General features: G+C 47.1%; 9 protein-coding genes. All 9 read right to left on the bottom strand.

What is annotated here, in order from left to right:
• Positions 1-49 precede the first annotated feature (49 nt).
• On the bottom strand, positions 50-5,248 hold the full coding sequence (locus IH982_02090; GenBank protein ID MCH7828642.1) for a hypothetical protein: 5,199 nt from the start codon (positions 5,246-5,248) through the stop codon (positions 50-52).
• 66 nt (positions 5,249-5,314) lie between these two features.
• Positions 5,315-5,905, bottom strand: a complete 591-nt coding sequence (locus tag IH982_02095) for a hypothetical protein (GenBank protein MCH7828643.1) — start codon at positions 5,903-5,905, stop codon at positions 5,315-5,317.
• A complete protein-coding gene (locus tag IH982_02100; protein MCH7828644.1) occupies positions 5,902-6,309 on the bottom strand; it encodes a hypothetical protein in 408 nt (135 codons plus the stop codon). The genes IH982_02095 and IH982_02100 overlap by 4 nt, the downstream gene beginning before the upstream one ends.
• A 116-nt stretch (positions 6,310-6,425) precedes the next feature.
• Positions 6,426-7,691: a hypothetical protein gene (locus IH982_02105; GenBank protein ID MCH7828645.1), complete on the bottom strand. Its 1,266-nt coding sequence runs from the start codon at positions 7,689-7,691 to the stop codon at positions 6,426-6,428.
• Positions 7,688-8,887 carry a hypothetical protein gene (locus IH982_02110; protein MCH7828646.1) on the bottom strand — a complete coding sequence of 400 codons (1,200 nt, stop codon included), beginning with the start codon at positions 8,885-8,887 and terminating at the stop codon, positions 7,688-7,690. The genes IH982_02105 and IH982_02110 overlap by 4 nt, the downstream gene beginning before the upstream one ends.
• A 78-nt stretch (positions 8,888-8,965) precedes the next feature.
• On the bottom strand, positions 8,966-10,063 hold the full coding sequence (locus IH982_02115) for a hypothetical protein (GenBank protein ID MCH7828647.1): 1,098 nt from the start codon (positions 10,061-10,063) through the stop codon (positions 8,966-8,968).
• A complete protein-coding gene (locus tag IH982_02120; protein MCH7828648.1) occupies positions 10,063-11,178 on the bottom strand; it encodes a hypothetical protein in 1,116 nt (371 codons plus the stop codon). The genes IH982_02115 and IH982_02120 overlap by 1 nt, the downstream gene beginning before the upstream one ends.
• 30 nt (positions 11,179-11,208) lie before the next feature.
• Positions 11,209-12,243, bottom strand: a complete 1,035-nt coding sequence (locus IH982_02125) for a hypothetical protein (protein ID MCH7828649.1) — start codon at positions 12,241-12,243, stop codon at positions 11,209-11,211.
• 119 nt (positions 12,244-12,362) lie between these two features.
• The gene (locus tag IH982_02130) at positions 12,363-13,514 is read right to left on the bottom strand and encodes a hypothetical protein (protein MCH7828650.1); all 1,152 of its coding nucleotides are present in this window, start codon (positions 13,512-13,514) and stop codon (positions 12,363-12,365) included.
• Between the last annotated feature and the right edge of the window lie 3 nt (positions 13,515-13,517).

Genomic DNA, 13,517 nt, shown 5'->3' on the forward strand with positions numbered 1-13,517 from the left:
AGAGAAATCTCAAAGGAGGGCTTCTTTTTATTTTTCAAGATTATTACTTTTACTGAGGGGGCGTATAATCCACCCCAAATTGGAAATAGTTAATGTCATCATGAGTATCAGGAAAATCAATATAGCTTTGCTCGTCACTAGGGGCAATACGTATAGCGACCTCCTCGTTCGCCGCAGCATCAACAGCGTAGGCCTCAAGGGTACAGTTGTTGTTCTCTTCGGTTCTGCAATCCCCCGTAGGGCCCACGGTGAAGGTGAAGATTTTGGTGGTGATGGTGCCGCTGCAGGCAACCTCTTGTTCTTGTGTGCCGAAAATTTGATCGGTGATACGCAACCTGCAGAGAGAAAGCCCACCAGCATCTTTGTATTTCACGCTTACAGAATAGATGCGGTTTGTTCCGTCGTCTTTTGCCCGGATAAAGGCGCATATCTGTCCAGCAGTACAACTCCCCAGAGGAGCTATGCTTCCATCTCGGTACCCGATTGCCTGCCCTGAGTCAGGAGAAGAAATGCTCATAATCTTTGCTTCACTGGGGGCGACACTGTCAATGCAGGTATTCAGCGGGAAGTTTGCTGTTTGGCCGAGGTTGCATGTTTGAGTCGTGGACACCGCATCGGTGTTCGCACTACCGCTTCCCGGGGTGCAGTGAGCATCTGTAATACATTCCACAAGGTTATGGTTAGTCCCCCATAAACCCTCCACTCTTCCGTTTGCTGCGCTGTCAGAATACAAAGCGTCCACAGAGTAGAAAACATCGCTCGAGAGCACGGGGTGAGTATCTATATACTGATCCTCCCCCACAGCAGAGAGGCCTAAAATCGAATCCGCTTCAACAAATCTGCAGTATCTTTCGCTTGGCGGAATAAGGAGGTCGTACCCCCATCTCATATCCTCCGTGCTATCCTGAGATACAAATGAAGAGGTAGTCCAGAAATTCCATTGCGTTGGGGAGGGATCCTCCCAATCTGTCCACCATTTAAGAGCAGGGCCGCAATCTCCCGCACCAGGTGCATCCTCATCCATTTCAATACTGGAAGAGAATGCCACACCCCCTCCGCGGGGTATTTGCGGGGTACTGCTTGTACGCTCGTAAGAAAGCGAGCCACCGCCTGTAACATTAATTCCTTTATGAGTAATGAGAAGAGGACAGGTTTTTGGTGCTCCGGCAGTTATTATCGACACGTTAAACGTATCCTCTTTGGGGCTTGAGGTCTTCTGGCAAGTACTAACACTTACCCCCACGATGTCGGACTGCTCCCCGTCGTCGTCTGTCCCATTTAGAGGACTGCTCAAATCAATCCTTGCCCAGAAATCAACCACCCCACCGCCAAACCCGATTCCCGTTGTAAATCCGATCTGGCAGTAGCCGGAACTGATGACGCAGGAACCAAACGACCCGGGCAAGTTGAATGTGTTCCAGAAGAAAACCGTCCTCCCCTCGCAAGCACCCGCACAGTACGCTTTTAACGTTAACGTCTCACCCTCTACAATAGAGGTCGGTTCAACCACAAGCCGAAGCTTTGGCGTAAACATCACCCTGGCATTGCCCGTGTTGTCATAGTACTCAAAGAGGTAGTTGAACGAGCCAACCCCAAGATTGATGCTCCCCGTTGTTGTGCGGTAACTGCCGTCTCCCCACTGGTCTGCAATTGTGACACCGCCTACGGTTAAGCGCGCCCCGTCGTCAGAACCAATCATGAATTCGTAAACGCCAGTCGTGCCCACGGTAAAGCTCCTGCTGGACTTAAAACCAACCAAATCGGATGGGCCGCCGCTGAAAGGAACTCCGGCACCCCAGTTCGTATCAAAACGCCCAGAGCTTTCACTCGACGTCCCAAGGTAATTGCAGTCAGTAAACGTTGGGCTTACGCCAGATACCGAATACCAGAGACGCTGCCAACTCGTAGAGGGATAGGTGAGAGCGGGTACCGCTATGTTCAAAGCATTGTCTGCCGTCTGACTCGCCTGATAGCTCGTATCACCCTTAAACCGCACATAAAAGCTGTTGGTGCCAAGGTAGGTTGAGCAGGACGGTGTCCAGACATACAGCCTGGTACCAGTCGCATCAGTCTGGGAGCCCGCCTCATCTGCGCCCAGCCACGTTGCCCATGTGCCGTCCGATTTCCTGAGTTCAAGCGGCTTTCCCGCAAGCCCTCCTGCGTTTCCATCTAAAAGGCGGCCTCCAACCGATACATTCTCTCCCGGAACAAGGAGGGTTTTGCTAAAAATGCAGTTGCCATAAACACATTCAACCGAGGTCGAGTCGTTTACGGTTAATGTATCAAATAGTTCATTGTTGGTTTCGTTCGACTCCGTCACGTTGCAAAGGTCGTCTACGTACATCCATATCGTCTTGCTTCCGCCGGTCGCAAACCCTCCGCTCTTCACGAGAACAAATGGTTTGGTTGCGCCTCCCGCAATGGTACCCAAGGTCTGGGCCGCAAACCAATCCGCGCTACCACACAAGGGCGGATCCGAATTATACCCCGTAATCCACCCGCCAGAAGACTCCAGGGCCCCCTGGTTTTTCACTACCACAGCGTAGCTAATATCCTCTCCGGGCAGAGGGCTTGGAGGAGTTGGAATAATGGACTGGACAATGAGGTCGGGCGGACCTTGCCACGTAACCAAGGTGCCGGCAGAAATTGATTTAATAATGGTTGCAGCAGAATTCTCTATTTTCGCAGTGTAGCTGATGGCCGTATCGCTGTTGCTGACATCAAGCGTGCATTCTGTTCCCGAGCCGCAAGTTTTCAGTTGGGTGCTCCCATCATAGATGCGAATGAAGTAGGGGCTGAAACCAATGTTAAAGTTGCTCGTGGCAGTGAGGGTAACCGAGGTGCCGTTGGCAACCGGACCGCCCGCATCATCAGAGATGCCGGCAATCCAATCATCACCGGTTCCAGAAACAGTCCTGTTGAGCGGACCACCTTCCCCGGAGAACTCGGCCGTGCCGCTGCTGAATATCGCGGTGGTGGGCAAAAACCGTATTGTTACGTTCTGGGTCGCTGCCCCGCTCAGGTTATAAGTGCCGCATCCGCTGAAACAAGAAAAGGGAGCTGCCAGGCCGGAAACAATACCTGTAACCGTGAGACCCCCAGAGTTTGAAACCGTGAAGTCTTGGTTTTGCCAGCTACCAATGCCTATGGTCCCGAAGCTCAAAGACGTTGGGGTCACGGCAATCTGGGCATTCGGCTGCCACGTGATTGCCCAAGGACCAGAACTTGATTTAATAACGCTTCCAGTAGAATTCTCAATTCTCGTAGTGTAGGTCTTGGTTGTGTCGGTAAAACCTCCCACATTGACCAAGCATGTCGTTCCCGAAGCGCAAGATACCAGGAAGCTGGGCCATACGTTTGAGCCTTCGTAGATGCGAATCCAGTAGGGGCTGGTATTAACGGCGGCGTTGCTCGTACCAGTGATGGTGACGACGGTTCCATTGAGACACGTGGCGCAAGGCGCAGCATTGAGGCCAGCAACCCAGTCTACCCCAACCCCAGAAAGCGATACGCTATCTCCCCCTGCACCAGAGAAGTTGGCAATATCACTAAAATTCCCTGCGCTCGTGGGTGCAAAGCGCAAATTGACGTTAATACTACTACCTGCCCCAACGCTATAGTTGGTACAGTTGCTGGTACAAGAAAAGGGAGCTGCCAGGCCAGAGACGGAGCCCGAAAGCGTGCTGCCTCCGGCGTTTGACACCGTGAAGCCCACGGTTAAACCGTCATCAACCCCAAAGGTCTCATAGTTCTTGGAGCTTGGGGTCACGGAAATCTGGGCAGGAGGATTACTAACGGTTACCGTATTTGAGGTGAACCCAGTCGTATTGTTTGACCCGTCAAACACAAAAATAGTATAAGTGTAGTCTCCAGCAGTTGATTCTGAGGTGGTGAAACTATGGTTGCAAGAGGAAGCTCCTCCGCAACTCCAAAATTCACCGGTTTTCGTGAAATTCAGCCAATCAACACCGGAATGAGAATCTGCACCGGTTGTGGGAATGGTTATCGTATCTCCTGTAAACACGCTTGTCGGGCTTGCGCTCACACTCCCTGTTGGAGAGGTATAGTCAATGGAAAAAGAGCGCGTGGAAGCCCCTCCGAATCCAAAGGAAGTGCCGCCTCCGGCCTGTTGGCTGCCGGCATCCACGGTTACCGAACATGTATTGCTTCCTTGCGTGCTGCATGAACCTCCCGAGCCTGCGGACACCGTGTCGCTGCCGTTGCATGTGCGCACCCCAAGGTCCGGGGAGGTCTGCCAGCAGGTGGTAAGCTCGGCACCTGCGGGAACAGAGTCCGAAACAGAAATCGAGAAAGAAGAATTAAACCAAGATCCTGAGGACGGAGACGTTATTGTAGAACTGGATTGGCATTCGCTGGTGTGTTGGAACCCTGCCGCACAGGAAGCGGCCAGGAATACCGCACCGTACTTGCCTTTAGAAGCGCTCTTAAAGTAAGGCCTCAGGATTGCAGGCGTATCCTCGTCCAGCTTAAACTCCCCCTCCTGCAAGGAAGAAACAATGTTGAAGTTGTGCCTGATTCCACGCTGGATGGTTTCTAGTCCTTTTGCTGCGTGCTCCGGCTTGAGGCTGGGGTAATACTGCTGGAACATCGCAATATCCATGCCCTCCGCATACGCAAGGGCCTTTGTAACGAACCCTTCGGCCTCCTCAAAACGGTCCAACTCAATATACACGGCGGCCAGCCCCTGGTTGGCAAGGAAGCTAGAGGGGCGCTTCTCTGAAAGCTCTTGGAGAATCTCTTCTGCATCTTCAAACCTGTTTTGCAGGAACATCACGTAGGCCAGGTCATTGAGCCCCGCCTCACTGTTTGGATAAAAGCCAAGGAACGAACGAAAGTCCTGCTCAGCAAGTTTGAGCTCCTCCAAAAAGGCGTATGTAAGGCCTCTCATGTAAAAGGAGCTGGCGCTGTCTTTATGCAGGGCAATCTCTTGGTTGAATTCTCCAAGCGCCCTCTTAAGCTCATTGCCAGAGAAATAAATGCGCCCGAGCTGGTGGTGCGCCCACTGAACCGTTGGGTTCATATCCAGCGCTTGGAGGTACGCCTGCTCTGCGTTTTCAAAATCATAGCTCTCAAAGAACTCGTTCGCCGTCTCAAACTGTTCTTGGGCCAAGGACCCTTGCACATCTGCCGCTGTCAGCACAGCTCCCGCAGTAAGCGCAAAGAAAACTGCAAGGCCGCCGGCAACCACCGTAAAAATCCCCACGTGTTTCCGTCCTAACGTTGGCATATTCTCGGCCGGAGTAATGGCGGAATTCTGTTGTGTTTTACTCGCTTTATTCATAGACAATCAGACCTAACCAGGCAAGAACTGAGGATAGAAGCCGCTGTAGGGAGAGAAGCCGCTGTAGGGAGAGAACTGAGGGTAGAACTGAGGGTAGAAGCCGCTGTAGGGAGAGAACTGAGGGTAGAACTGAGGATAGAAGCCGCTGTAGGGAGAGAACTGGGGGTAGAACTGCGGGTAGAACTGCGGGTAGAAGCCGGTGTAGTAGAGAGACTGGGCATAGGGAGAGAACTGAGGGTAGAACTGCGGGTAGAAGCCGGTGTAGTAGAGAGACTGGGCATAGGGAGAGAACTGAGGGTAGAACTGCGGGTAGAAGCCGATGTAGGGCAAGAACTGAGGGTAGAACTGAGGGTAGAACTGCGGGTAGAAGCCGATGTAGGGCAAGAACTGAGGGTAGAACTGAGGGTAGAACTGAGGGTAGAACTGCGGGTAGAAGCCGGTGTAGTAGAGAGACTGGGCATAGTAGAGAGACTGGGCATAGTAGAGAGACTGGGCATAGGGAATGTCTGCTTGAACTACACCGAAAAACCCGAAAAAGAAAAGAGAGCAAAGTATTCCTACTCCTACCAAACACAATGCAAGCTTCCTTTTGCGACTAATCATGGTTCAACTACGATGATTTCGCCTGTGACATACGGCATCAAATGGTCGTGCATACCCCATTCACCCACCTTTTCAAAAATAAACCCCCATTCTTCGCCTGGTCCAATGGTTTGTTTGGGGTCAAACTCTGAATACAGTGTATGCGTAGGATGAATATCCGAAGCCGGCCAGTGCCATTCATCAGTTTTGTTCACAAAACGAACATATGTACCTTTTTTTACCTGCAGGGTTTGTGGGGTAAATCCATCTTCTGTAATCATAATAACATCTCCAGACGAAAAAAGGAGAGGGAAGGAAGGTATGCTTATTCCTCCTTTCCAAAATATTCCTCCTGCAATTACCAGTATACCAACTCCTCCGGCAAAAAGCACCCGCGAGAAGAAAAATGACTTCGATGGAATCATGCAGTTAAAAAAATGTATTTCTTTCCCACAAAAAACAAAGCTGGCTTTTAGTATCGATACGCTCTTTCATTATACAAAGTTATGATAAAATTGGGAATACAGGGTTGTGATATACATCATAAAACACGTTTGTTTAGGCAAGATTCGACATACGCCGGTTCGCTGTTGGCACAATACTCACGCAGAATTTCTTCCGAATAATAGTTCTCGTTATTCCCAAAGCCAATATTACTATAACAGGCAGCTTTTGCTTCTTCTTCAACTTTGCGGCAGAGTTGAAAAGGATTCTTGTTGCTCAGTAATGGATCGAACAATACCCAGTAGCGAACAGTGCCGGCATAGCAAAATCGTACATATTCCTTATCGGAATATGCCCTACAAGATTCGATAAGATCAGTAATCTTTTCTTCATTACTTAAGTCTGGCTGGTTGAGTAGTTGAATAAGAAGAGAGTTTGCAGCAGAATCATAGCATCGTCGAATATAATCGTCTCTTTTAACCGGATCGGGTTCCGGAATGTTGTCGCAACCCTTAAAGTCATCTGCAGAATCAGCAGTATGGGTCCTTCCCGGCACATGACTGTAGCAATGCCCGCGGAACTTTTCTTCAATGTCGCCGCAAGGATAATAAAGATCATCCTCACTCCACACATTTTCGATGTTATGATTAAGATCACCATCTACACTACCGGGCTGGGAGCCGGCATGAAAAACTCCACTTAAACAAAGCTGCACATCGTCGCTCAAAAATTCATCGCTCAATCCATCACACAATGCAAGTGTCTCTGTAAGGGGGACGTCTGCAAAAATAGCCATACCGTGCCCAAACCAATGCAAACACTGGTTAATGTAATATTGCGTCTCTTGAATTAACGGATTCTCCATACATGCCTCCCTAATTACTGTTGGACGTTCTTTGATCGGCAAATATGATAAAGCAGTCTCAATGACACCGTGGTAACATGCAAAAGCTCCAAAGCCATCACATTCTACGAGGGCCTTCCCGATCCGAGATTTAAGATCCGTATCTGGTCCCCCATAATACTTGATTCCGTGATTTCCGATGGTATGGCCAAATGGATGGCTATAGGAAAGAAGATAGGTAAACTCCTGAGAAAGCGGCTCAATCACCTGTAGTGCGGCGGGTATTCCTTTCTGTTCCGCAAGGAAAATAAGAACTTTATCTATACATTTAATTTGCTCTGCCTCGTCTTCAAACGTAAGGCATGATCTTACTTCAGCAGAGTATGTAGCAGCATCAAAGGTTTTATTGCTCTCACCCGTCTCGTCTGGTGTTGCTGCAGAAGTATAAGCTGCCACCCCAAAGACGACAAAGAACGCTAGAAGGTAAAGATATCTAATATGGAATAATACATTCTTCATAATTCTTGCGAACGCTGTCCCAGACAAACTTCATGAAAAGGACCACCCAACTCTTTACATAAAGTAATACGATTCTGAATACCTAAAAATTCCTCTATTACGTCTCCAAGCCTCTCGTGGCAGTATGCCCGGAAAGCGTCGGGCGCCGTATTGCAAATTGCAAATCCCACCTCGGGAGTTGAGTTTGTATCGGCGATAACAGTCTTTGCTGCTCCAGAAATACAGAGACTGATCATTTCTTCATTATATCCTTCACTACAGCTTTCTGCAACGAACAAGGGATCATTGGGAGTTGCGAGAAATAAGCTTTCTCCGATCCGCGCCGTACATTCCCTTTGATAGTCTGACGGCACCCGTCTACATGTTGCAAATGCCTCCTTTGGATTAAGGGTTCTCCCATACGCAAGATATCCTGCAAAGATAAAGCAAGATCTCCTATACGTGGCATCGACCTGAACACAAAAGCTGGCTATATCCTGCGGCATGGCTGATCGCTGAATCTGCTCGGGAGATAGAGTACTTAAAACCATAAACACCGCATGCCCGCATTGAAACCTTCCCTCTTCATCTTGTAACACATCACATCGATCAAGGTTTGCCTGGAGGTCTGTTCCAAACAAATCAGTGATACCATGGCCAAAGCCATGGTAACAAGCCGAGACTCTCTTTTTATCTCCGGCATAATCCGGAGGATTACAAAAACCATCCACACTCTCAATACTATTTCCGAGGGTAAGATATGTGTGGCCGACTCCGTTAAAACAACCTCCTTCGCATGCACTAGAACAATGAGTAAGAATATCAAGGCCATCATAACCTATCATTATTGCAGCCTGCCCCAAATCATGGCCCAAACTATGACAAGGTGCTCCCTGTAAAACCATACCCTCTTTTGTTGCAATATAGGAATCGAATGCCTCTGAAATTACTGCGAGACCATGCTCCTTCATGCCATCAAAAAATGCACGCTGATAACATGCATATCGGGGAGAACGGTCAAACTGACCCTCAAAAGGAAATACTTCGCAAGAACGAAACCATTGAAGAGCGCTCAAAGTATCGTGCCTCTGAGACTTTGGTAGAGGAGGAGAAGATTCAAAATAGCTATCGGACAAAAAACCCAAAACAATGCCGCCTACCATTACTACGGCTGCAAACATGAACAATGTCTTTTTTTCACTAAGTATGGCGTGCATAGATGCGCTTTTTATTCTGCCAAAACCCCTCTTTTTACAACACGTGCTGTCATGGGATACTCACTATTTTTTTGAACTCTAACGATACGATTCAAGGGCTGAGTAACAAAAGTCTGCATCTTCTGATGTCTCCATTTGCTCGCAAAATAGTTCAGGGGCATTGCTTCCAAAATCAACCGGATTTTGATAAAAAGTGAGAATAATGCCTTTCACACACTTTCTAAAATACTGCTCTCCCAAAGAATGACATGCTTCCCGTTTTGCCTTCATACTATATGGCTCATAGGCAATGCTTCCATAAACCTGGTGCTTACAGGTCTTTTGAGCCTCTTGATCCGGGACTTCCCCACATATTGGGAGCACATCCGGATAGGAAATCCCGGCAGAAATTGCCCTTTTTGCCACGTCAACATAACAGGTCCAGCGATACTCTTCAGGGATAATACCGCACGGATAGAATGGATCTTCCTCTTTATAAAAACGAGGGGGAGGAACTTCGAAATTACGATTGGCTAACTCCATAAAAACACCTGCCTGACACCAACGACGTTCGCGCAGTGCAAGAGAAGTTTCGTCGCATGCTTGAAGGGGCGAGATCAAATCATTTCTATCAAAGTCTGCCAGACCATGGCCAAGACCATGAAGACATTCCTCAAGAAAATTTGGTTTTATTGCCTGAAATGAATGGCAAAGCCTACTCCCCTCTTTTACAAATTCATCAATAGTCCAATTATTAACGATGTGCAATTCCGAAAATAATCCATGAAGATACCCCCACGAACATAACGGACTTAATGACTCAAACGCCTCCTCAAACCCTCTCTGTGTAACGGCGGCCCGACTGATAGTATGTCCCAGACTATGACAACCACCCAAGGTTACGTACCGTTCATCATATAAGAACTGAAGTGCTGTTTGGGCTTGAGCGGAACCAAAACGGAGCACAATATTCGAAAGCTCTTTTTGCATGCAAAGCGTATCTTCAATCCTCCGATTCTCCTCTTGACCATCTGGGGGACGGCATTGCTCAACAATGACTTGTGCATACGACTCAACCGACTCCTGGGAACGAAAAGAAGAGGACTTTAAGAGTATTCCTAAATAAAACAAAAAACCTCCAATAAAAAAAATAAATGCAAAACCGAGCACCACTATAAAAAACAGGTTCCGCTTCATTAAAAAAGTGACGCACGAGCGTATTCAACTGCTCCAAAACAACCTTCTCGATCGATTCTGTCTGGCAAGGAGTTACAAAGCATTTCTGCTTGTTGAGACTGTTGCGCGAACGAATAATGCGTTGCAGCGGTAGAAGTACACAACGTCCGGTATGTTGGATCGTACGTTACAAGTTTGTTGCATTCTTCAATAACTCGCTTTGGCTCACTGCTAAAATCCTGATTAATTGCAGAGCCCATTGCTCCAAAACATTCCCGCAAGGTATCTTCCGCTGTGAAGTATAAACAGTATTCAGCACTTTTATCTACATCCTTCCATCCAAAATTATTTCGAACATGAAAGATGTGCTCTCGTACGCAGGCGGCCTCATACTGTTGGGGAACGCTGTTGCAGGGATAATACGGATCCTCCGAATACAACTGGTCGAGTGCACCCTCCCTCTCGTGCCTTCGCACCACATTCTCCATAGAAACCCCATCGTAACAATAAAAGCTAGCGAGTTTATCCAGAGACATACGATCGCAATCTTCATAAGAAGGAATGAGATCATATCCTCGTACCACCATAATAGCATGCCCAATACCGTGAATACAGGCCGTAGTAGTTGTTCCGCTATGGGGGAGACTGAGGCATCCGTCGGCCAACTCCTCCAGGAGTTTTTGATTATAGCCGCTTTGCCGAATCGCCTCCAAAACAACTCCGTGGTAACATCCAAACTTAAAAAATGAATCACAGATGTTAAATGCCCCATACCCCAGTTTTAAAAATGCAGCTTCGCCAATGACATGAATGAGTTCATGGTCATCCGCAGGCTCGTCAGAATAGACATCTCTCAAAAACTGCCGCGCTCTCTCATATCCGTATGCTTTGGCCCACTCTTTAAGCAAACGAACCTGTTCAAGCGAAGCAAGTGATGAATAACGAAACTTTTCGCCGTCAAACGGAGGAATGGACCATTTGTTCAAAGGTTCTTCTTGTGATTGTGCGCTCTCCTTTTCAAATTCTGTCCCACCTGCAAAAAGTGGCAGATGATTTTTGCCAAAAAGAAATGCCTGAAAAATCATAACGCCAAGCAATATGTATATAAGGCTTATTCCGATAGATTGTATCTTCATGCTGGTAGCACGTTTGTAAAGGCAAAGTCTCTAAAAATTTTGCTGCGACCGAAATGACTGAATTCTATTCAGACATGCGCTTTGATCTTCGATGTTGAGAAACGTTGCGCACAATTGCTCAGCATAGGCGAATCGTTTCGTCATTGAGAAATTGGTTACCGCGCCAAAAATACAAAAGCGGAAATATGCACCACTTTTTCGACAGTGTTCAATAACCGCTTCCGGATCATCATACAATACTTCGGCATCTTGACTTCCTATCATACTAATACATTCTTGGCGGGTTTGTTCCTCCTTAAAAGAAAGGCAAAATGCCACCATTTCTTCAAGGTTAAATCCGAAATTCCGCTGCAGAAATCCGATATGATTGCGCACGCACACGGCTTCGTACTTCTGAGGAATACTATTACAGGGATAGTAGGGGTCTTCATCGCTTCCATAGGGTTCGGATTCTGAGTCTATCATTGAACGGGTAATGTTTTCCATTGTTACACCGTCTTGGCACCAAAAACTTTCATCCGAGTTCAAAAACCGTTCGCACTCCTCATATGCTTTAAGAAGGTTATATTGTTTTATAACCATAATAGCATGCCCAAGACCGTGAAGACAGTTGCCAGGAAACGGCGAGCTGCGCCTACAAGCTTCCCAAAGACCCTCACCTAAAAGTGGTTGTTCTCCATGGAAACGAATCGCAGCAAGCGCCGCTCCGTGAAAACATCCAAAGTTTAAAAACGTATCGCAGCGTCCAAATCCGTCAAGACCTAATTCTTTAATTGCAATTTCGCCTAGTTTGTGACTCAGATCATGTTTTGATGGGGGTTCATCCGGATATGCTGACTTCAGAAAACTCCAGACCGTATCAAAATTTTGGATGTTGCTCATATCATCTAACGCTCGGATTTGCATTTCATGCGACAACGTGCGAAAACGTTCTATCGAAATGCTGGATTTTTGCGAAATCTCCTCAGGGATGATACCCCCTCCTTGACTATAAAAATTATGCAGACCAAAAACCACCATACCCACAACCGAAAAAAAGGTGAAAAGGATTAAGGCCTTCTTCACTATAATTCTACGCATATATCATCGTATTATAGACACTTTTCATGCATGTAAACAAGAGTCAATACAAATACATACCACGTATTTCTGCTCGCAGCTGAATCTATTACATCCTGGCATTATTATGGTTTTGAAGGTTTCAAAGCCGATTGGCATATCGCCAACTCTGCTCCGACCATAACGTTACAGAATTGCTCAGGGGCGTCTTTATCAAAATTGATTACATTAGAAAGGGTATGAACAACGCCTTTGATACATTTCTTGGAGTACGCATCCCCCAGTGAACGACAGTTCTCAAGCCTCCCTTCCATATCGGGTCCTCCCCACGTGATACTCCCATAGAGCTGACTCATGCAATTCACAATCGCCCTTTTATCAGGAATTCTTTGGCACAATGACACTACATCGGGGAAGGGAACGTCTGCATAAATTGCCCTAGGTGATACATCAATATAGCACGCCCAACGATATTCTTTTGGAGTAATATCGCACGGATAGAATGGATCTTCCTCTTTATAAAAATACGCCTTTTCTCCTTGGTTGGGCCGAGCCAACTGCATAAACACACCTGCTTGACACTGCTGGCGGTCCTCAAAATCTTCTGAAGCTTTATCGCATGCTTTTAGGGGAGCAATCAAATCTTTGGGGTTAAAATCCGTAAGACCGTGCCCAAGACCATGGAAGCAATTCCTAAGAAATTTTTTGGTTTCGCTTTCACCCTGTATACGACATGCCTCTCCGCCTTTTGCTGCGAATATATCAATTGTCCAATTTTGAGTGCTTTGGAGGGCGAAAAAAACTCCGTGGAGATAACCCCAGCTACAAAACGGATCTAATGCTCCCAAAGCTTCATCAATTCCTTTTTGAACGACTGTTACCCGGCCCACAAGATGCGCAATATTGTGACACTCGCCGAGATTTACACGACCATCTTCATAAAGTGTCCCAAGTGCTACTTGAGCCTCGGCGGTTCCAAAATCCGTCACAATCTCTTCTAGTACATTCTGTAGGCATCTATCCTCATCTATATCTAAATCTCCGGGTCTATCATCAATACACTTATTTACTATGAGTTTAACTTGCGACTCTGATAATTTTTTGGGGAAATGACTAAAAAATAGAGTGAATTCCGAAAATATTTTTTGGCTCCCAAACAACCCAACTACAAAAAAAAGGAGGAAGAAAGCGGCTAACACTATAATGAGTAACCTGCTGCTAAAATGTCTACCACCTTTTACTTTCAGCGTTGAAAAATGGTCTAATTGTATACGCATATA

This window comes from Patescibacteria group bacterium, assembly GCA_022563395.1.
Taxonomy (GTDB): domain Bacteria; phylum Patescibacteriota; class Minisyncoccia; order Minisyncoccales; family UBA10102; genus 01-FULL-49-22b.